The sequence below is a fragment of the Mycobacterium sp. 852013-51886_SCH5428379 genome, from assembly GCF_001665575.1.
In the GTDB taxonomy this organism is placed as follows: domain Bacteria; phylum Actinomycetota; class Actinomycetes; order Mycobacteriales; family Mycobacteriaceae; genus Mycobacterium.
This window is the reverse complement of record NZ_LZSU01000044.1, coordinates 49,791-69,030: the sequence shown is the minus strand read 5'-3', so window position 1 is coordinate 69,030 and position 19,240 is coordinate 49,791. Positions and strand designations below refer to the sequence as shown.

The following is a 19,240-nucleotide window of genomic DNA, read 5'->3' as shown; positions in this document are numbered from 1 at the left end:
AGCGACCCTACGAGCCAGACACCAGGTGATCAGGAATCCAACCACCGCAATACGCGGCACCCCACCCTGACACTGACTGTAGACCCTAGTCAGTTCTTCTTGGCGTTCAGTTTCGTGACGATCGCCTTGAAGTCGTCGGTCAGGAACGACTGTTCCTCAGCGGTGTTCGCGTAGTCGAGGCTCGCCAGCACCGCCCGCTCGAGGTGGATGTTGAGCAGGCGCTTGGTGGCTTCGAGTGCCTGACGCGGCAGCGCCATCATCTTCTCGGCGCACGCGATGGCCTCGCCCAGCGGATCCTCGACGACGTGGTTGGCCAGTCCGAGTTCGGCGGCGCGCTGCGCGGAGATCCGGGTGCCGGTCATCGCGAATTCCTTGGCCAGCAGCAGGCTGATGTGCAACGGCCACGTCAGCGGGCCACCGTCGGCGGCGACCAACCCGACCTGCACGTGCGGATCGGCGAAGTAGGCCGTCGGAGCCATGTAGACGATGTCGCTCAGCGCGACCAGGCTGCAGCCCAGGCCGACCGCCGGCCCGTTCACCGCGGCGACGACGGGGATGCGGGTGCGCGTCATGCCCAGCACGATCTCGCGGCCGTGCAGGATCGTCTTGCGGCGCAACTCCGCGTCGCCGCTGAGCTCCTGCAGGTAGGCGAAGTCACCGCCGGCCGAAAAGGCCCGTCCCGCACCGGTGATCACCGCGGCACGCGCATCGAGATCCTCGTTGAGCCGTGGCCACAGCGCAGCCAGACCGCAGTGCAGCGAATCGTTGACCGCATTGAGGGCGTCCGGTCGGTTGAGCGTGATGATCCGCAGTGGACCGTCCGCGGTGACCTGAATTTCTTCGGGCATGTCGTACATGTGTCTCTAGACTCCCAATCCGAGAATGCGGCCGGCGATGATGTTCTTCTGAATCTGTGATGTCCCACCCATGACGCTCTGCGCCCGGCTGTACATGTAGGCCCCGAACAGTTCCTCGTCCGAGGTTCCGACGGTCTTGAGCGCCGCGTGGCCGACCGATTGTTCGACCCACGTCATGAGCAACTTGTCCAGGGACCCCTGCGGCCCGTGGGTCAGCCCACTGAGTTGCTCGGACAACCGCCTGCGCACATGCAGCCGCAACATCTCGGTCTGCACCCACGCCCAGAGCAGCTCCTCGGGCGGCGTGCCGTCGACGCGGGAGGCCATCTGGCGCACGGTCTTTCCGTAGCGGGCCGAGAAACCGAGGGTCGACGGTTCACGTTCATGGCTGACGACCGTCATCGCCAGCTTCCAGCCTTCGCCCGGCGCACCGACCATGTTCTCGGCGGGCACTCGCGCCCCGTCGAACACGACCTGCCCGAACTCCTTGGTGACACCGCTGATCATCTTCAGCGGCCGCTGTTCGATACCGGGTTGGTGCATGTCGACGATGAACGCCGAGATGCCTTTGTGCTTCGGCACATCGCGATCGGTGCGTGCCAGTACCAGACACCAGTCGGCGACATCGGAGTAGCTGGTCCACACCTTGTGGCCGGTGATCACGTAGGTGTCGGGGTCCTCGGGGTCCGGCACCGCGGTGGTGGTCAGGGACGCCAGGTCGGATCCCGCACCTGGTTCGGAGAAGCCCTGGCACCAGCGTTCGGTGCCGTTGATCATCCCGGGCAGGAACCGTTGTCGCAGTTCCTCACTCCCGTGATGGCTCAGGCCGACGACGAGGTATCCCAGACTCGGCCGCGCCGGGGCGCCGGCCTTGGCGATCTCCTCGTCGACGATCACGTCGTACACCGGCGGCAGATCCTGGCCGCCGTACTCCTTCGGCCACGACGTGCCGAAGAACCCGGCGCCGAACAGCGCCTGATGCCACTCGCCGGCCTTGGCCCAGTAGGCGTCGCCGGAGGTCGGGAACTTGCCCTTCTGCTCGGTCAGCCAGGCGCGCAACCGCTCCCGGAACGCGGCCTCGTCGGGTGAGTCACGAAAGTCCAATGGTCAGCTCCTCCAGCTTTGCGGGCCACGCCTCGGTGGCGGCCAGAACCCGGCGCAGATAGACGTGCGCCAGGCATTCCCAGGTGTTGCCAATGCCGCCGTGCACCTGAATCGACGTCTCGCACACGGTCATCGCGGCCCGCGCGCAGTAGATCTTCGCGATCCGGGCCGCCTCGATCGCCTCCCGCACCGGCAGTTCGTCGACCGCCCAGGCGGCGTGGCGGGAGATGCTGATCGATCCTTCGATCAGTGCCAGGCTCTCGGCCAGCAGGTGGGCGACCGCCTGATACGACCCGATCGCCGACCCGTACTGTTCGCGCACCTTGGCGTATTCGGTGGCCAGCGCGTGGGTGCCGCGCGCGGCGCCCACGATGTCGGCGGCGGTGGCCGCCACGGCCAGCGCGTACCAGCGTCCGGCGTCCTCCTCGGCCAGCTCGGCGAGTTCGGTGGGCGACTCCTGCACTCCGACAAGGCTTCCGGTCAGATCGACGGTGGCGGGACCGTCAGCTGCGACCGCCACCGGCCGTCCGAGCCGGCGCTGCAACTCGTCGACGAGTACCGGTCCGAGGTACGGCACGTCGACCAGACCGCGCCCGAATTCCTCGGCGACGATCGCGACCTCCACCGCCGAGGCGCCGTCGGACCGCAGGGTGCGGAATCCGGTGGCGTCGACGGCCTTCTCGAGACGGCCGATCCGGGTCTGGTCGTCGAGGTCGGCCACCGACCCCGGTCCCAGATCGCCTGCGACCTCGGCGGCGGCGTCCCGCAGTTGCTGTTGTTCAGATGTCAGTCGGACGTCCATGCTGCTCCTTCAACACTCGGCGCAAGACCTTTCCGGAAGGCAGGCGCGGGATGTCGGGGACGAACACCACCCGACGGGGTCGTTTGTAGGACGCCAGTTGCCGTCCGACGAGGTCGATCAACTCTTCGGCGTCCACGGTCTGCGCGGTGGCGATCGCCGCCACGACGGCCTCGCCGTCGGCCGCATCCGGTTCGCCGAACACCGCACAGTCCTCGACGGCCGGATGTCCGTGCAGCACAGCCTCGACCTCGGCCGGGGCGACCTGGAAACCCCTGACCTTGATCATCTCCTTGGAGCGATCGGTGATGTGCAGAAACCCGTCGTCGTCGAGATGTCCGACGTCGCCGGTGCGGTACCAACCGTCGTTGAACGCTCCGGCGGTCGCGGACTCCGGGAGATAGCCCGCCATGACCGAATCCGAGCGCACCTGGATCTCTCCGTCGGCACCGATGCGCACATCGACGCCGGGCACCGGGCGGCCCACGGTGTCGAGCCGGGCTGAGTCGATCGGGTTGGCGGCAATCACGGGCAATTCGGTGGTGCCGTACGCGGTGACCCACTGCAGTCCCGTGCGCGCGGACACCTGGGCCGCCACGCTCTCGGTGACCGGGGTCGCGCACCACATGGCGTAGCGCAGCGAGGACAGGTCGTAGCTCTCGAGGTCCGGGTGTGCCGCCAGCGCCAGGGCGATCGGCGCGACGGCCATCTCGATCGTGATCCGGTCGGACTCGATGTGGCGGAGCATCGCCTCGATGTCGAACCGCGGGTGCAGACGGATCCAGGCGCCCGTCTCCAACGCCATGACGATGTTGAGCAGCCCCAGGATGTGCGACGGCGGCGTCAGAATCTGCATCCGGTCGGCGGCGGTGAGCTCCAGCGCATCGCGCCAGTGCTGTACGGCAACAGCGAAACCGCGATGCGTGTGCCGTACCGCCTTCGGCATGCCCGTCGTCCCGGAACTGAACACGAACAGGGCGTCACCGTCCGGATCGACCGGATCGAAGGCCCGCCGACCCGGGGTCACCGGTTCGTCGAGGCTCAGCATCGGCATCAGTTCGCCGAGCACGGGATTGTCGCCGACGGCGTGGCGGGGCCGGGTGAGGTCCAGGGCGTGGGCGACCTCGGCGCGCTTCCACGATGAGCTGAGCAGTACGGCCGATGCGCCGAGGACCCAGATGGCCCGTAGCGCGATGACGAACTCCGGCCGGTTGGACGACATGATCGCGACCCGGTCGCCGCTGCGCACGCCGCGCTGCTCGAAGGTGGTGGCCATACCGCTGGTGAGTGCGTCCAGTTCGGCGGCGGAATACTCGCGGTCACCGAAGGCGAGCGCGCCGCGGTCAGTCACGTGTCGGCCATCGCTCACCGCCGCCGGACCCTCCTGCACCGTAAACTCGCTGTTGAGAACACCCTAACATTTTAGGAGAATAGTATTCTCCCCCAGCTAGAATCACCATGTTCAAAGGAGTTGTATGACCGCCGAACCGACGTCCACGCCGACGGGTGAGGTCACGATCGTGCTCGACCGTAAGACGGCCAGTGTGCGCAGGGTGGCGGGCGAGACACTCCTCGAGAGCGCGCGCCGGGCCGGGATGGCTCCCCCGTTCTCCTGCGAGGCGGGCAACTGCGGCACGTGCATGGCGAAGCTGACCGAGGGCACCGCCCCCATGCGCATCAACGACGCCCTCGACGAGGACGAGGTCGAGGAGGGATACGTGCTGACCTGCCAGGCCGTTCCCGACACCGACCGCACCACTGTCACCTACGACGACTGACCGGCCAGCGGCGGCGGCGGCCGGTACTCGGGTTGGTAGCCGGCGATCCGGATCGGGCTGCCCACCAGCCGGAAGTCGCCGGCGTGCACGACGGCCTCGGGCGTCGCCTCCAACGCCTCGGGCAGGCTCCGCACGGCCGCGGCCGGGATGCCCAGTGGCCGTAGACGGTTCTCCCAGCCGATCGCGGAGTCCCGGGCCAGCGCCGCCTCGACCACCGCGAGCACCTCGTCGCGGCGGGCCGACCGCTCGGCCATGGTCGGGAACCCCTCGATGCCCGCCTCGTCGGCGAACAGCCGCCAGAAGCCGTCGTGGGTGATGAACAGGGCGAGGTAGCCGTCGGCGGTGGAGAACAGCTGCGCCGGAACGTAGTACGAGTGGGCGCCGTTGGGGTGCCTGCGCGGTTCGACTCCGTCGTTGAGGTACGCCGACGCCCGGTAGTTGAGCTGCGAGAGCATCACGTCGCGCAACGAGACGTCCACCTGACCGCCCCGGCCCGCGACGACCATCGCCAGCAGACCCAGCGCCGCGGTCAAACCGGTCGAGTTGTCGGCCGAGGAGTAGCCGGGCAGCGTCGGCGGGCCGTCAGGATCACCGGTCATCGCCGCCACTCCGGTCGCCGCCTGGATGACGTAGTCGAAGGCCGGATCGTCACCGCCGTCGAGCCCGAACCCCGTCATCGCGACGCAGACGATCTTCTCGTTGTGCCGGCGCAGCGACTCATAGGTCAGACCGAGCTTGCGGATCACCGACGGCTTCATGTTCACCAGCAGTGCATGGGAATTCGCAACGAGCTCGGCCAGTCGCTGCTGTCCGCCGTCGGACCGCAGATCGAGGAAGACGTGGGTTTTGTTGCGGTTGAGGCTGGCGAAATAGCTGTCGCCGACCTGCCGTGAGATCTCCCCGCCCGGAGGCTCGACCTTGATCACCTCGGCGCCGAGGTCCGCGAGCATCATCGTCGCGTACGGCCCGGCGAGCATCACGCCGACCTCGATGATCCGGATGCCGGCGAGCGGGGCAGTCACTGCACCTGCTTCGCCAGCTCTGCGATCACCTCACGCGTCCGGTACTTCGAGGCGATCAATTCGTCGCGGTTCTCGCCGATCGGCAGCAGGCGCACCGACAGGTCGGTCACCCCCGCATCGGCGAACTGCTGGAATCGCGCCAGGATTGACTGCTCGTCCCCGGCGGCGCACAGATCCCCCACGTTCCGGGCATCCCCGCGGTCGAGCAGCTTCTGGTAGTTCGGCGACGTCTCGGCCTCGGCCAAGATGCGGTTGGCGCGTTCCTTCGCCGCGTCGATCTCCGAATTCGCACACAGGCAGACGGGGATGCCCGCAACGATCCGCGGCGCCGGCCTGCCGGCGTTCTCGGCGGCTTTCGTGATGCGCGGCGCGATGTGCTCACCGATCGCCTTCTCATCGGCCATCCACAGCACGGTTCCGTCGGCGAGCTCACCGGCGATCTGCAGCATCACCGGACCGAGCGCGGCCACCAGCACCGGCATCGGCGAATCCGCCTGCAGCACCGTCGGGTTGTGGACGGTGAACGAGTCGTTCTCCACGTCGACGTCACCCGGGCCCGCCACCGCGGCGTTGAACACCTCGAGGTAGTCGCGCGTATAGGCGGCCGGCTTCTCGTAGGGGATGCCGAGCATGTCACGCACGATCCAGTGGTGCGACGGTCCCACCCCGAGCGCGAGACGGTTACCGACGGCGGCGTGCACCGAGAGCGCCTGGCGGGCCAGCGCGATCGGATGCTGCGCCTGCAGCGGCACGACGGCAGTGCCCAGTTCGATGCGGGTCGTGCGGCTGCCCATCAGCGCGACCATGGTCAGGCAGTCGAAGTCGTTGGGCACCTGCGGCATCCACGCGGTGTCCAGCCCGGCCGATTCGGCCCACTCGATGTCGCTCACCAGTTTGTTGACCTTGCGGGCCATGTCGCCGCGCTCGGCCCCGATCATCACGCCGAGACGCATTCAGTCCACCTTCTCCGCCGTCAACTTGCGCACCTCGGTCACCAGCACATCGAGCGCGGTGCCGGTCGGAAAGACCGCGGCCGCACCGACTTCCAACAGTTTCGGCACATCGGCCTGCGGAATGGTGCCACCCACCACCACGGCGATGTCACCGGCGTCGGCCGCACGCAGTGCGTCGACCGTGCGTTTGGTCAGCGCCAGGTGCGCTCCCGACAGGATGGACAGTCCGACCAGCGAGACGTCCTCCTGCAGCGCGATCGACACGATGTCCTCGATGCGCTGCCGGATACCGGTGTAAATGACCTCGAATCCGGCGTCGCGCAACGCCCGGGCGACGATCTTGGCGCCGCGGTCGTGACCGTCCAGACCGGGTTTGGCGACGAGGACGCGGGCGGGTGTACTCACTAGAAAACCACCGGCTGCTGGAATTCGCCCCACACCGCTTTGAGCGCCGACACCATCTCCCCGACGGTGCAGTAGGCGTTCGCGCAGTCGATCAGCTTGTGCATGAGGTTGTCGTCTCCCTCGGCCGCCCGCTTCAGCGCCGCCAGGCTGGCGGCCACCGCGTCGGCGTTGCGCTCGTCCTTGACCTTGGCCAGCCGCTTGAGTTGCAGATCGCGGCCCTCGGCGTCGAGTTCGTAGGTGTCGATGTCGGCGGGCGGCTCGTCGGTGACGAACTTGTTGACCCCGACCACGGGCCGGCTGCCGTCCTCGATCTCCTGGTGGAGTTTGTAGGCCTCGTCGGCGATCAGACCCTGCAGGTAGCCGTCCTCGATGCAGCGGACCATGCCACCGTGGGCCTCGAGGTCGTGCATGATCTCGATGATCTTCTCTTCGGTCGCGTCGGTGAGCGCCTCGACGAAGTACGACCCACCCAGGGGGTCGGCCACCCGCGTCACCCCGGTTTCGTAGGCCAGGATCTGCTGCGTGCGCAGCGCGAGCGTCGCGGACTCCTCACTCGGCAGCGCGAACGGTTCGTCCCACGCCGCGGTGAACATCGACTGCACGCCGCCGAGCACCGATGCCATCGCCTCGTACGCGATGCGCACCACGTTGTTCTGCGCCTGGGGCGCGAACAGGGAGGCGCCACCGGACACGCAGCCGAACCGGAACATCGAGGCCTTGTCGCTCGTCGAACCGTAACGCTCCCGCACGATCGTCGCCCAGCGCCGCCGGCCGGCGCGGTACTTGGCGATCTCCTCGAAGAAGTCACCGTGGGTGTAGAAGAAGAACGAGATCTGGGGCGCGAACTTGTCGATCGACATGCGACCGCGCTCGACGACGGTGTCGCAGTAGGTGACGCCGTCGGCCAGGGTGAACGCCATCTCCTGCACCGCGTTGGCGCCCGCGTCGCGGAAATGCGCCCCGGCCACCGAGATCGCGTTGAACCGCGGCACCTCAGCCGCGCAGAACTCGATGGTGTCGGCGATCAGTCGCAGCGACGGCTCCGGCGGCCAGATCCACGTTCCGCGCGACGCGTACTCCTTGAGGATGTCGTTCTGGATCGTGCCGGTCAGCTTCTCGCGCGGCACACCCGCCTTCTCCGCAGCCGCGACGTAGAACGCCAGCAGGATCGCCGCGGTGCCGTTGATGGTGAAGCTGGTGCTGATCTTGTCCAGCGGGATGCCGTCGAACAGGATCTCGGCGTCGGCAAGGGTGTCGACCGCAACGCCGACGCGACCGACCTCTTCGCCGTACTCGGGATCGTCGGAGTCGTACCCGCACTGGGTCGGCAGGTCGAGCGCCACGGAGAGCCCGGTGCCGCCCTGATCGAGCAGGTAGCGATACCGGCGATTGGACTCTTCGGCGGTGCCGAAGCCGGAATACTGCCGGAAGGTCCACAGCTTGCCGCGGTAACCGGACGCGAAGTTGCCCCGGGTGAAGGGGTAACTGCCCGGGGCGGGCGGGTCGGCATCCCGGTCGGCGGGCCCGTAGACGGGCTCGAGCGGGATGCCCGAGGAGGTCTGCACGGAGTCGGTCATCGCTCGATAACGTACTTGCAAAAAACGAGAATGCCAATACCGGATTAGGGAAATGTGCGCCCTCGGGAGCAGTTCCGAGTGCTGGCGGCAGCCGCGTGCACCCCGGCGCCGACCTCGGTAACTCGTACGCGACAATCAGTGAATACGCCACTTGCGTCAAAAGAGAATGCCAATACCATCGAGGGCGAGTCCGAGGAGGCCCATGTCCAGCGAGCAAGCGTTCACCGACCGCACCGTGGTGGTCTCCGGCGGCAGCCGTGGCATCGGCCATGCGATCGCGGTCGGCGCCGCCCGCCGCGGGGCCAACGTCGTCCTGCTGGCCAAGACCGCCGAACCGCACCCCAAACTCCAGGGCACCGTGCACACCGCCGTCGCCGACGTCGAGGCCGCCGGCGGCAAGGGCGTCGCCGTGGTCGGCGACGTGCGCAAGGAGGAGGACGTCGCCCGCGCGATCGAGACCGCGGTCGAACGCTTCGGCGGTATCGACATCGTCGTGAACAACGCCAGCGCCATCGCCACCGAACCGACCGAGGATCTCGCGGCCAAGAAGTTCGACCTGATGATGGACATCAATGTCCGCGGGACGTTCCTGCTGACCAAGGCCGCGCTGCCCCATCTGCGCCGTTCGCCGCACGCCCATGTGCTCACGCTCGCGCCGCCGCTGAACATGAACCCGCACTGGCTGGGCGCCCACCCGTCCTACACGCTGTCCAAATACGGGATGACGCTGCTGTCGCTGGGGTGGGCCGAGGAGTACCGCGACGCCGGGATCGCGTTCAACTGCCTGTGGCCGGAGACCTACATCGCCACCGCCGCGGTCGCCAACATCGGCGAGAAGGCCCTGCAGTCGGCGCGCAGTCCGGAGATCATGGCCGACGCCGCCGTGGAGATCTTCAGCCGGCCCTCGCGGGAGGCGACCGCCAACTGCTACATCGACTCGGAAGTGCTCGCGTCAGCCGGAAGGACCGATCTGAGCCGCTACGGTGGCGGAGACAACCCCACCCTGGACATCTTCGTCGACGAGGCGGCCCGGCCATGAGCATCTCGCTGCTGTTGGAGATGGCGTCGTCGGCCGATCCGGACCGGACCGCCGTCGTGTCGGGCGATCTGCGCCTGACCGCCGGTGAGGTGAGCACGCTGGCCGACGGCGGCGCGGGAGTGATTGCGGCCTCCGGGGCCTCACACGTCGCCTACGTGGGCACCGGCGGCGCGCTACTGCCACTGCTGCTGTTCGCCTCGGCCCGTGCCGCGGTGCCCTTCACGCCGCTGAACTACCGGCTCAGCCGCGACGGTCTGCGCGAACTGATCGAGCGGCTGCCCGATCCGCTGGTGGTCGTCGACGAGGAGTACCGGGACGTGGTCGGCGACGCCGGCCGGCAGGTGCTGACGTCCGACGAATTCCTGGCCGCCGCCCGCACCGCAGATCCGGTGAACGAGTTCGCCGACCCCGACGCGGTCGCCGTGGTGCTGTTCACCTCGGGGACCACCTCGCGCCCCAAGGCCGTCGAGCTGACCCACAACAACCTGACCAGCTACGTCACCGGCACCGTCGAATTCGCTTCCGCCGCACCGGAGGACGCGTCGCTGATCTGCGTTCCGCCCTATCACATCGCTGGGGTCGGGGCGGCGATGTCGAACCTCTACGCCGGCCGAAAGATGGTCTATCTGCCCGTATTCGACGCTCGCGAGTGGATTCGGTTGATCGGCGACGAACAAGTCACCACCGCGACCGTGGTGCCCACCATGCTCGACCGCATCGTCACGGCGCTGCAGGCCGAACCGGTCGACCTGACGACGCTGCGCAACCTCGCCTACGGCGGCTCGAAAGTCGCTCTGCCCCTGGTGCGCACCGCGCTGGAACTGCTGCCCCACGTCGGGTTCGTCAACGCCTACGGCCTCACCGAGACCAGCTCCACCATCGCGGTGCTCGGACCCGACGACCACCGGGCGGCGTTCGGCGCCGACGACCCGGTCGCCGCGCGGCGCCTCGGCTCCGTCGGACAGGTGGTGCCCGGTATCGAGGTGCAGATCCGCGCCGAGGACGGCACGGTGCTCGGACCCGGCGAGACCGGTGAGCTCTACGTGCGCGGCGACCAGGTGTCGGGCCGGTACTCCGAGATCGGCTCGGTGCTCGACGCCGACGGCTGGTTCCCCACCCGCGACGTCGCGATGCTCGACGAGGAGGGCTACCTGTTCATCGGCGGCCGCTCCGACGACACCATCATCCGCGGCGGGGAGAACATCGCCCCGGCCGAGATCGAGGACGTGCTGGTCGAACACCCGGACGTGCACGACGTCGCGGTGATCGGCCCCGAGGATCCGCAGTGGGGTCAGATCATCGTCGCGGTCGTCGTCCCGGCGCCTGGCTGCGATCCCGACGCCGATGCGCTCCGCGAGCACGTGCGCAGCCAGTTACGCGGCTCGCGCACCCCCGACCGGGTGGTGTTCCGCGACGAACTTCCCACCAACGCCACCGGCAAGGTGCTGCGTCGGGAACTGATCCACGAATTCCAGACGGCCACGAAGGAGCCAGCATGATCAAGAACGGCACCCGCCTGCAGAGCCAGGTGTGCGACACCCAGGTGATCGTGGTGCGCAGCGCCGACAGCCTCGACGACCTGCGGGCCGGCGGCGTGCCGATGGTGCCGCTGGACGCCTCGAAAGATGGTGGTGCGAGCCTCGACCCTGGCTTTGCCGACGGCAACGTGATGGGTAAGCGCTACGTCGACGACAACGGCGCCGAGGTCCTGGTGACCAAGGCCGGCAAGGGCACCCTCGCCGTCGGTGACACCCCGCTGAGCCTCAAGGAGGCCAAGCCGCTGCCCGCCAGCGACTGACCTGCCGTCGGGAAGTTAGTTTCCCGGCCCGACCGGGAATGACAGCCTCCACACCACCGGGGAGCTGCCATGACCATCGCCGACGACCGCAAGCACCGCGACGCCGATCCCGCCGAAGTGCGCCGCGCCGTCCGCGGCGCCTCGGTGGGCAATGCGGTCGAATGGTTCGACTTCGCCATCTACGGCTTTCTCGCCTCCTACATCGCCGACAAGTTCTTTCCCGCCGGTGACGACACCGCCAACCTGCTGAACACCTTCGCCATCTTCGCCGCGGCCTTCTTCATGCGGCCCCTCGGCGGCCTGTTCTTCGGCCCACTCGGAGACCGCATCGGCCGCCAGAAGGTACTCGCGCTGGTCATCCTGCTGATGTCGGCGTCGACGCTGGGGATCGGCCTGGTACCGAGCTACGAGACGATCGGCGTCTTCGCGCCGCTGCTCCTGCTCCTCCTGCGCTGCCTACAGGGATTTTCGGCAGGCGGCGAATACGGCAGCGGCGCGTGCTATCTCGCCGAGTTCGCCTCCGACCGGCATCGCGGATTCGTCGTGTCGTTCCTGGTGTGGTCGGTGGTCGTGGGCTTCCTGCTCGGTTCGCTCACCGTGACCGGTCTCGAGGCGGCGCTGAGCGAGTCCGCGATGGACTCCTACGGCTGGCGGATCCCGTTCCTGCTCGCCGGTCTGCTGGGCGCCGTCGGCCTGTACATCCGCCTGAAGCTGGGCGACACCCCGGAGTTCGAGGAACTGCGCGACTCCGGTGAGGTCTCGACGTCCCCGCTGCGAGAGGCGTTCCGGACGTCGTGGAAACCCATCCTCCAGATCATCGGACTGGTGGTCGTCCACAACGTCGGCTTCTACACCGTGTACACATTCCTGCCGAGCTACTTCACCGAGACACTCGGCTTTTCGAAGACCGACGCCTTCATCTCGATCACCGTCGCGAGCCTGGTCGGGTTGGTGCTCATCCTGCCGCTCGGCGCGTTGTCCGACCGGATCGGGCGCAAACCCGTACTCATCGCGGGCGGTGCGGGTTTCGCGCTGTTCGCCTATCCACTCTTCCTGTTGATCACCTCGGGTTCGTTCGCGGCCGCGGTCGCCGGACATGCCGGGCTGGCGGCTCTCGAGGCGCTGTTCGTCTCGGCCTCGCTCGCTGCAGGCGCCGAACTGTTCGCCACCAAGGTGCGATCCAGCGGGTACTCCATCGGCTACAACACCTCGGTGGCGCTGTTCGGCGGCACCGCGCCGTACATCGCGACGTGGCTGACCGATCGGACCGGAAATGAATTGGCGCCCGCCTACTACCTCATCATCGCGGCCGTGATCTCGCTGGCGACGATCCTGACCATGCGGGAGACCGCCCGTCGTCCCCTGCGCATGCGGGTCTGAAAGTCCTTGCCGCCGACCGACTGAGCCGATAATGTCGCGCCATGGCAGCGACCGACGTCGTGCGCACCTCACCGCGTCGCGTCGCGCTCGCGAGTTTCATCGGCACCACCGTCGAGTACTACGACTTCCTGATCTACGGAACCGCCGCGGCACTGGTGTTCCCGAAGCTGTTCTTCCCCGACGTCTCACCGGCGATGGGCCTGCTGCTGTCGTTCGCCACCTTCGGGGTCGGGTTCTTCGCCCGGCCCCTGGGCGGAATGGTGTTCGGCCACTACGGCGATCGCATCGGGCGCAAACGGATGCTGGTCTATTCGCTGCTGGTGATGGGCGTGGCCACGGTGCTCATGGGCGCGTTGCCGACCTACGGGCAGATCGGGATCGCCGCACCGATTCTGTTGACGCTGTTGCGGTTGGCACAGGGCTTCGCCGTCGGCGGGGAATGGGGCGGCGCCACCCTGATGGCCGTCGAACACGCCGCACCGGCGCGCAAGGGCCTCTACGGAGCGTTCCCCCAGATGGGCGCGCCGGCAGGTACCGCAATTGCGACCCTGGCCTTCTACGCGGTATCCCGGCTGCCCGACGATGCCTTCCTGTCCTGGGGGTGGCGCATCCCGTTCCTGGCCTCTGCGGTGCTGATCGTCATCGGCCTGATGATCCGGCTGTCCATCGCCGAGAGCCCGGACTTCGCCGCGGTGCGGGAACGAGCCGCAACAGTACGGCTTCCGCTCGCCGAGGCGTTCCGCAGGCACTGGCGACAGATACTGCTCGTGGCGGGTTCCTATCTCTCCCAGGGCGTTTTCGCCTACATCTGCGTGGCCTACCTGGTGTCGTACGCGACGTCGGTGGCTGGAATCGACCGCACCCAGGCGCTTTTCGGGGTGTGCGTGGCCGCGGTCGTCGCCGTGGTGACCTATCCCCTCTTCGGCGCGCTGTCCGACACCGTCGGCCGCAAACCGGTGTTTCTGGCCGGTGTCATCGCGATGGGCGCATCGGTGTTCCCGGTGTTCGCGTTGATCAACACCGGCGATCCGACCCTGTTCCTCGTCGCACTGGTCCTCGTCTTCGGCTTGGCGATGGCGCCGGCGGCAGGGGTGACCGGATCGCTGTTCAGCCTGGTGTTCGATCCCGACGTCCGCTACAGCGGGGTGTCGCTGGGCTACACCATGTCTCAGGTCGTCGGCTCCGCCTTCGCCCCCACCATCGCCACCGCCCTGTACTCCGCGACGCGGACCAGCGACGCGATCGCGGCCTACCTGATCGGCGTCTCCGTCGTGTCGGCGGTGTCGGTCAGCCTGCTGCCGGGTCCGTGGCGACCCGGCAGGCGGGCCGCCGTCAGCCGCTGATGTCGGCGATCGCCTCGCCGGTGTGCAAATCGGCGTAGGCCGCCGAATACCGTTGCGCCAGTGCGATGGCGATGTCCGGACGCTGCCACAGCTCTCCCGCGCTGGCGGTGCACAGCCACAGCGTCAGACCGTGAGCCACCGACGCCCGGTAGCGCAGCCAGAGCTCGTCGAGGGACGGCAGCTCGTCCGCGGGCAGGCCCAGGGCATCGCGGTACTCCTCGAGCAGCTCCCGTTCGGCCGCACGGCGATCCGGGATGGTCAGCGCACCCTGCAGGAAGTAGCCCAGGTCCAGGGACCAGTTGCCGCGGCGGGCGACCTGCCAGTCCAGGAATCCGACCTCACCCGACGGCAGCAGATACGTGTTGCCGATGTGGGGGTCTCCGTGCAGCAGCGTCTGCGGTGACGTGGTCAGCGTCCGGATGTACGGCTTCCAGATGTCCTCGATCAGTTCACCGATGGTCAGCGCCATCACCGCATCCGGTGCGTCGTCGCCGAGCCGGTTGAGCGCCTCCTCGAGCGGGGCGGCGCCCATCCCCTCCCACGGTACGAACGGTTCCAGCCACTGCAGGGTCGGCTCGTCGGTGACCCGTCGCCCCCAGAACCGGCCGTGCATCCTGGCCAGACCGCGGACGCCGGTGGCGGCTTGTTCGACGGTCAGCGGCCGGGTGGCGTCCCGCGGATCGGCGTCGCGGGCCGTCAGATCCTCCATCACCAGGATGAAGTCCTCGGCGGCCTCGTCGACGAGCGCGGTGTAGACGGTCGGATGTTCCAGGGGCAGTTCGACAGCCGAGTTGAACAGCCGCGGTTCGTGGTACAGCCCGCTGGTCAGGCGGACCAGATCGCGGTGGCCCGGGTCGACGGCCTTGACGAACACCGTCGCCGGCCCCTCGCCCGCGGAGTACGTCAGCCGCAGTCGGGCGCGCCGGTTGGTCCCGTCGTCGCGCAGTTCGACGGTCACGCTGTCGACCGTGGCGTCCGGGTGGTGGCCGGCCAGCGCGGCGGTCATCCACTGCGGGCTGATCTCGACCCAGTCCTTCGGAACGGTGAGCTCTGCGGTGCTCATCGCAGCACGGCCGGCATCGAATCCCAGCCGCGCACCGTCGATGTCGGCGACAGCTTGGCGTTGGCGAGATCGATGTCCCATTCGGGGAAGCGCTTGAGCATCTCCTCCAGCGCGATGCGGCCCTCGAGGCGGGCCAGCGCCGAACCCAGGCAGTAGTGCGTGCCGACGCTGAAGGCGAGGTGCTGACGCGGTTCGCGGTGGATGTCGAAAACGTCGCCGTCGGGCGGGAACTGGCGGTGGTCGCGCACGGCCGCCCCGATGAGCATCATCATCACGCTGCCCTCGGGCACCGTCTGGCCGTGGACCTCGACGTCGCGGGTGACGTAGCGCGCGACGTGCGGGGCGGGCGGCTCGAAGCGCAGCAGCTCCTCCACCGCCAGCGGGATCAGCGACGGGTTCTCGACCAGCTCGTGACGCTGATCGGGATGCTCGGCGAGAACCTTTGCCGCCCAACCGATCAACCGGGTCGTCGTCTCGTTGCCCGCCCCCGCCACCACGTTGAGGTAGACGAGCAGTTCTTCGCGCCGCAGATTTCGCAGCGTTCCGGTCTCGTCGACGAACTCGACGTTGAGCAACTCGGTCATGATGTCGTCGGACGGATTGTCTTTACGCCAGTCGATGTAGGCCTCGAAGATGTCGCCGGCCAGCATGCCCTCTTCGGCAGCCGACATCGGTTTACCCGCCTCGGTGCGCAATTGGGCGTTGGCGTGGTCGCGGATCATCTCCTGGTCGTCCTCGGGGATGCCCAGCAGCGAGCTGATCACCTTCATCGGCATCTGCGCGCCGAAATCGGTGATGAAGTCGAAGCCGTCGGAGCCGACCAGCGGATCGAGGCTCTGCGCGCAGAACTCGCGGATCTTCGGCTCCAGGGCGTTGACCTTGCGCGGGGTGAACATCCGCGCGAGCAGTTTGCGATGGATGTCGTGGATCGGCGGGTCCTCAAAAATGACGGTGCCCGGTGGCATCTCGATATTGGCCTTGATCAGTTCGACGATCGCGCCGCGCGCGGAACTGTACGTCTCGTGGTCGACCAGCGCCTCACACACGTCGGCATAGCGGCTGACGGCGTAGAAGTCGTACTCGGCGTTGTAGTAGAGCGGCACCTCCTCGCGCAGGCGCTTGAACATCGGGTAGGGATCGGCATTGAGTTCGACATCGTAGGGATCGAAGTAGACGTCGGAGTTGGCACTCACGGTCACGCTGTCACCTCTCTTTCGGCGTGGACCTTACACGCGTAAGTGCACGCCGCGAGTGACAATAGCGAGATGTTTTGTAATCCTCAGGTGGTGGCGCGCCGGACCAGCCGCGCGACGTCGTGGCCGCTCGGCTCGGAGTCGGCGGGATAGCCGAGTTCGGCCATCATCGCCGCGACCGAGACGTCGACGATCACCTCGGCATCGAAGGCGACCGAGGTCAGCGGGGGCCCGCTGACCGCACCGAGCGGGCGGGCGTCGACACCCATCACGGCCAGATCCTCCGGACAGCGCAGACCCGCCTCGCGCACGCCGTGCAGAGCGACGAATGCGGTCTCGTCGCTCTGGGCGCAGACCGCGGTCACCCCGTCCGCGACCCAGTCCGCCACCGTGGTCGCGGCGTCGGTCCCGTCGGTGCGCAGCGTGCCCACCGACATCTCGGGCAGGCCCCGGCGGCCCGAGGCAGCGCGCAGGCCCGCCAGCCAGTAGTCACCCAGCGCCCGCAGCGGTGCGATGTCGGAGTACGCGAACGCGATTCGCCGGTGACCCCGGGAGACGAGGTGCTCGATGCGCAACTCCCCGATCGACAGGTGGAGTTCGCCCAGCGCACGCAGTTGGGCGCTACCTATGTGGATCTGCGGGACGGCCGCCGCCTCGGCGGCGACCAATGCCGACCCGGTGAGCGGGAAGACGCTGGTCACCGCAATCGGGTTGAGATCGTTGATGGCGTCGACGACGTTCTGGCCGTCCTCGGTCTCGAACTGCAGTGACAGCACGATGCCGTGCCGGGCCAGCGCCGTCGTCAACCGGCTGCCGACCTCCATGAGCAGCTCCCCGAGCGACAGGCGGGGGACGATGTAGAGCACCACGCCGCTGCGGCCCCGGGCGAGGTTGCGCGCGGCGAGGTTCGGGCGGTAGCCCAGCGATTTCGCGGCGTGGTGGACCGCGTCGCGGGTGCGCGACGAAATGCGTTGCGAGGAGACGTTGTTGAGCACGTAGCTCACCGTCGCCGTGGACACACCGGCCAGGCGCGCCACGTCGGCCTTGGTCGGTCGGGCCGCTCCCCTCGTGCTCACCGCATCATCGTCGCACGTCGGCGGTACCGACAGCGGCCAGCGGCCGGCCGGCGTTCTCGCGCAGGGTGACCAGCGTGAGCAGTGAGACGACGGCCGCCACGATGAGATAGAACGCGGGCGCGAGGTTGTTGCCGGTGCCCGCCGTCAGCCAGGTCACCACATACGGCGTCGTGCCGCCGAACGCCGCGACGGAGATGTTGTATCCGATCGAGAATCCGCTGTAGCGGACCCGCGTGGCGAACAGTTCCACGCCCGCGGTGACGGCCGTCGACACGTACACCGACTCGATCGCCGCGAGGATGCAGTGCGCCACGACGGCGGCGACCACCGAACCGGAGTTGAGTATCACGAACAGCGGATAGGCCAGCACGACGAACGCGACGGCACCCCCGATGAGAAGAGGGCGCCTGCCCACCCGGTCCGACAGCGCCGCGAACGGAAGGATGAGCACGAGCGCGACGAGGCTGGCCAGGGTGATGGACACGAACGAGGCGGTCTTGCTGAACTCGAGGGTCTTGATGAAGTACGTCGGCAGGAATGTGAACACCACGTAGTAGCCCACGTTGAACACGATGAACAGACCGATCACCTGCAGGATGGGCCGCCATGCGGTCGTGGCGGCCTCGCGTAGCGGTGAGGCGGCAACCCGGTCGGCCTCGCTGAGCGCCTCGAACTGCGGGGTGTCGTCGAGGCGTAACCGGATGTAGAGGCCGACCAGGCCGAGCGGGGCGGCGATCAGGAACGGGATGCGCCAGCCGTAACTCTCCATCGCCTCGGCGGGCAGCAGCGCCTGCAACAACGTGACCGTCACCGATCCGAGCAGGAACCCCAACACACCGGACCACGCGATGAACGTGACGGTCAGTCCGCGCCGGGAGTCTCGCGCGTATTCGGCGAGATACACTGCGCCGCCGCCGTATTCGCCACCCGCGGAGAACCCCTGCAGACACCGCAGGAGCAACAGCAACAGCGGTGCCGCGACCCCGATGCTGGCGTAGGTCGGCAACAGCCCGATGCCCAGGGTGGCGGCCGACATCAGCAGGATCACCACGGCGAGCACCCGCTGCCGTCCGATGCGGTCGCCGAGTGGCCCGAAGACGAACCCGCCGAGCGGACGGACCAGGAACGCCGCGGCGAAGATCGCGAAGGTGTTGAGCAGCGCGGCGGTGTCGTCGCCGGCCGGAAAGAAGTTCGCCGCGATGAACGTCGCGAGGAACCCGTAGATGGCGAAGTCGAACCACTCGACCGCGTTACCGATGGAGGCGCCGGTGATGGCCTTGCGCACCGCCGCGTCCGTTGCCGTGTTCTCCTCCATGACGGTGAGACGGTACACCGCACTTACCCGCATAAGCAGGCATTGAGCGGGGTGCTTACGAGTTGGTGGCGACCAGTTGCGGACGTAGCCGGCCCGCGGCGATGTCCACCCCGGCGTCGAGGTCGGAGATGAGCTGCGCCGCGTGGCCGATCAGGCCTGCGACGTCGACACCGTGCGGGGCCGAGCCCCGGAACGGGGCGAGCCGTTCGGAGCCGCGTACCAGCAGCGTCCGGGCACCCCGGACGTTGCCGCGCTGGATGTGGGTGATGCCGACCATCAGTTGGGCGAGGCCCTGCCACATCAGCTTCTCGTCGTCGGGTCCGTCCTTCCACGCGGCTTCGAGCACCTCATGGGCATGGAATGCCCTGCCGCGGTCGACGAGATCCTGGGCATACGTCAGGGATTCGGCCGGCGGCAGGTGCAGATCGTCGGGGATCCGCTCCACGCCGGGGCTGCCGGGCGGCAAAGGGCGGCCGAGCTCGTCGCGCGGTCGGCTGTTGAGAGGCCGGCCGGCGTCGTCGCGATCGCGTTCTGCCAT

Annotated in this window: 19 protein-coding genes; 6 read left to right on the top strand and 13 right to left on the bottom strand. The window is 68.0% G+C overall.

Features of this window, described 5'->3' with window-relative positions; genetic code table 11:
• Window positions 1-89: 89 nt before the first annotated feature.
• From A5757_RS19600 to A5757_RS19585, 4 genes are read right to left on the bottom strand one after another with little or no spacing between them, the layout of a single operon-like run.
• On the bottom strand, window positions 90-857 hold the full coding sequence (locus tag A5757_RS19600; protein WP_066837436.1) for an enoyl-CoA hydratase/isomerase family protein: 768 nt from the start codon (window positions 855-857) through the stop codon (window positions 90-92).
• A 6-nt stretch (window positions 858-863) separates the two neighbouring features.
• The gene (locus A5757_RS19595; RefSeq protein WP_066837433.1) at window positions 864-1,961 is read right to left on the bottom strand and encodes an acyl-CoA dehydrogenase family protein; all 1,098 of its coding nucleotides are present in this window, start codon (window positions 1,959-1,961) and stop codon (window positions 864-866) included.
• Window positions 1,948-2,763 (bottom strand): acyl-CoA dehydrogenase family protein, encoded by an 816-nt coding sequence (locus A5757_RS19590; protein ID WP_066837458.1) that lies wholly within the window; start codon window positions 2,761-2,763, stop codon window positions 1,948-1,950. Before A5757_RS19590 ends, A5757_RS19595 begins: the two co-directional genes overlap by 14 nt.
• On the bottom strand, window positions 2,741-4,111 hold the full coding sequence (locus A5757_RS19585) for a class I adenylate-forming enzyme family protein (RefSeq protein WP_197497396.1): 1,371 nt from the start codon (window positions 4,109-4,111) through the stop codon (window positions 2,741-2,743). The genes A5757_RS19590 and A5757_RS19585 overlap by 23 nt, the downstream gene beginning before the upstream one ends.
• 124 nt (window positions 4,112-4,235) lie before the next feature.
• On the opposite strand from A5757_RS19585, the gene A5757_RS19580 reads away from it, so the two are divergent.
• Window positions 4,236-4,538 (top strand): 2Fe-2S iron-sulfur cluster-binding protein, encoded by a 303-nt coding sequence (locus A5757_RS19580; RefSeq protein WP_066837430.1) that lies wholly within the window; start codon window positions 4,236-4,238, stop codon window positions 4,536-4,538.
• On the opposite strand, the gene A5757_RS19575 is transcribed toward A5757_RS19580, so the two are convergent.
• The 4 genes from A5757_RS19575 to A5757_RS19560 are packed head-to-tail and all read right to left on the bottom strand — an operon-like array spanning window position 4,526 to window position 8,495.
• Window positions 4,526-5,515 carry a CaiB/BaiF CoA-transferase family protein gene (locus A5757_RS19575; protein WP_066837455.1) on the bottom strand — a complete coding sequence of 330 codons (990 nt, stop codon included), beginning with the start codon at window positions 5,513-5,515 and terminating at the stop codon, window positions 4,526-4,528. The genes A5757_RS19580 and A5757_RS19575 overlap by 13 nt on opposite strands.
• Before the next feature lie 41 nt (window positions 5,516-5,556).
• Window positions 5,557-6,513 carry an LLM class F420-dependent oxidoreductase gene (locus A5757_RS19570; protein ID WP_066837428.1) on the bottom strand — a complete coding sequence of 319 codons (957 nt, stop codon included), beginning with the start codon at window positions 6,511-6,513 and terminating at the stop codon, window positions 5,557-5,559.
• Window positions 6,514-6,918 carry a cobalamin B12-binding domain-containing protein gene (locus A5757_RS19565; protein WP_066837426.1) on the bottom strand — a complete coding sequence of 135 codons (405 nt, stop codon included), beginning with the start codon at window positions 6,916-6,918 and terminating at the stop codon, window positions 6,514-6,516.
• Window positions 6,918-8,495: a methylmalonyl-CoA mutase family protein gene (locus A5757_RS19560; protein WP_066837424.1), complete on the bottom strand. Its 1,578-nt coding sequence runs from the start codon at window positions 8,493-8,495 to the stop codon at window positions 6,918-6,920. Before A5757_RS19560 ends, A5757_RS19565 begins: the two co-directional genes overlap by 1 nt.
• A gap of 202 nt (window positions 8,496-8,697) precedes the next feature.
• Between A5757_RS19560 and A5757_RS19555 the strand changes: the two genes are divergently transcribed.
• From A5757_RS19555 to A5757_RS19535, 5 genes are all read left to right on the top strand, one after another.
• Window positions 8,698-9,534, top strand: a complete 837-nt coding sequence (locus A5757_RS19555) for an NAD(P)-dependent oxidoreductase (protein WP_066837421.1) — start codon at window positions 8,698-8,700, stop codon at window positions 9,532-9,534.
• A complete protein-coding gene (locus tag A5757_RS19550; protein ID WP_066837417.1) occupies window positions 9,531-11,033 on the top strand; it encodes a class I adenylate-forming enzyme family protein in 1,503 nt (500 codons plus the stop codon). Before A5757_RS19555 ends, A5757_RS19550 begins: the two co-directional genes overlap by 4 nt.
• Window positions 11,030-11,332, top strand: a complete 303-nt coding sequence (locus A5757_RS19545) for a hypothetical protein (protein WP_066837413.1) — start codon at window positions 11,030-11,032, stop codon at window positions 11,330-11,332. The genes A5757_RS19550 and A5757_RS19545 overlap by 4 nt, the downstream gene beginning before the upstream one ends.
• Before the next feature lie 69 nt (window positions 11,333-11,401).
• Window positions 11,402-12,712: an MFS transporter gene (locus tag A5757_RS19540; protein ID WP_066837411.1), complete on the top strand. Its 1,311-nt coding sequence runs from the start codon at window positions 11,402-11,404 to the stop codon at window positions 12,710-12,712.
• Between the two features lie 41 nt (window positions 12,713-12,753).
• A complete protein-coding gene (locus A5757_RS19535; RefSeq protein WP_066837408.1) occupies window positions 12,754-14,055 on the top strand; it encodes an MFS transporter in 1,302 nt (433 codons plus the stop codon).
• Here A5757_RS19535 and A5757_RS19530 read toward each other — a convergent pair.
• The 5 genes from A5757_RS19530 to A5757_RS19510 all read right to left on the bottom strand — a co-directional run bounded on the left by A5757_RS19530 (window position 14,045) and on the right by A5757_RS19510 (window position 19,240).
• On the bottom strand, window positions 14,045-15,118 hold the full coding sequence (locus tag A5757_RS19530; protein ID WP_066837405.1) for a phosphotransferase: 1,074 nt from the start codon (window positions 15,116-15,118) through the stop codon (window positions 14,045-14,047). The two genes, A5757_RS19535 and A5757_RS19530, sit on opposite strands and share 11 nt — an antisense overlap.
• On the bottom strand, window positions 15,115-16,317 hold the full coding sequence (locus tag A5757_RS19525; RefSeq protein WP_066837402.1) for a cytochrome P450: 1,203 nt from the start codon (window positions 16,315-16,317) through the stop codon (window positions 15,115-15,117). Before A5757_RS19525 ends, A5757_RS19530 begins: the two co-directional genes overlap by 4 nt.
• Before the next feature lie 80 nt (window positions 16,318-16,397).
• Entirely contained in the window at window positions 16,398-17,387 is a 990-nt protein-coding gene (locus A5757_RS19520) for a LacI family DNA-binding transcriptional regulator (RefSeq protein WP_066837398.1), read from the bottom strand.
• Between the two features lie 4 nt (window positions 17,388-17,391).
• Window positions 17,392-18,702 carry an MFS transporter gene (locus tag A5757_RS19515; protein ID WP_066837395.1) on the bottom strand — a complete coding sequence of 437 codons (1,311 nt, stop codon included), beginning with the start codon at window positions 18,700-18,702 and terminating at the stop codon, window positions 17,392-17,394.
• A gap of 55 nt (window positions 18,703-18,757) precedes the next feature.
• Complete coding sequence (locus A5757_RS19510) at window positions 18,758-19,240, bottom strand: DUF309 domain-containing protein (protein ID WP_066837393.1); 483 nt, start codon at window positions 19,238-19,240, stop codon at window positions 18,758-18,760.

Excerpts from the sequence above, each read along its gene's own strand:
- A5757_RS19560 (WP_066837424.1), bottom strand. The coding sequence starts at position 8,495 with ATGACCGACTCCGTGCAGACCTCCTCGGGCATCCCGCTCGAGCCCGTC.
- A5757_RS19600 (WP_066837436.1), bottom strand. The coding sequence starts at position 857 with ATGTACGACATGCCCGAAGAAATTCAGGTCACCGCGGACGGTCCACTG.
- A5757_RS19530 (WP_066837405.1), bottom strand. The coding sequence starts at position 15,118 with ATGAGCACCGCAGAGCTCACCGTTCCGAAGGACTGGGTCGAGATCAGC.
- A5757_RS19550 (WP_066837417.1), top strand. The coding sequence starts at position 9,531 with ATGAGCATCTCGCTGCTGTTGGAGATGGCGTCGTCGGCCGATCCGGAC.
- A5757_RS19590 (WP_066837458.1), bottom strand. The coding sequence starts at position 2,763 with ATGGACGTCCGACTGACATCTGAACAACAGCAACTGCGGGACGCCGCC.
- A5757_RS19575 (WP_066837455.1), bottom strand. The coding sequence starts at position 5,515 with ATGCTCGCCGGGCCGTACGCGACGATGATGCTCGCGGACCTCGGCGCC.
- A5757_RS19545 (WP_066837413.1), top strand. The coding sequence starts at position 11,030 with ATGATCAAGAACGGCACCCGCCTGCAGAGCCAGGTGTGCGACACCCAG.
- A5757_RS19510 (WP_066837393.1), bottom strand. The coding sequence starts at position 19,240 with ATGGCAGAACGCGATCGCGACGACGCCGGCCGGCCTCTCAACAGCCGA.
- A5757_RS19515 (WP_066837395.1), bottom strand. The coding sequence starts at position 18,702 with ATGGAGGAGAACACGGCAACGGACGCGGCGGTGCGCAAGGCCATCACC.
- A5757_RS19535 (WP_066837408.1), top strand. The coding sequence starts at position 12,754 with ATGGCAGCGACCGACGTCGTGCGCACCTCACCGCGTCGCGTCGCGCTC.
- A5757_RS19540 (WP_066837411.1), top strand. The coding sequence starts at position 11,402 with ATGACCATCGCCGACGACCGCAAGCACCGCGACGCCGATCCCGCCGAA.
- A5757_RS19555 (WP_066837421.1), top strand. The coding sequence starts at position 8,698 with ATGTCCAGCGAGCAAGCGTTCACCGACCGCACCGTGGTGGTCTCCGGC.
- A5757_RS19580 (WP_066837430.1), top strand. The coding sequence starts at position 4,236 with ATGACCGCCGAACCGACGTCCACGCCGACGGGTGAGGTCACGATCGTG.
- A5757_RS19570 (WP_066837428.1), bottom strand. The coding sequence starts at position 6,513 with ATGCGTCTCGGCGTGATGATCGGGGCCGAGCGCGGCGACATGGCCCGC.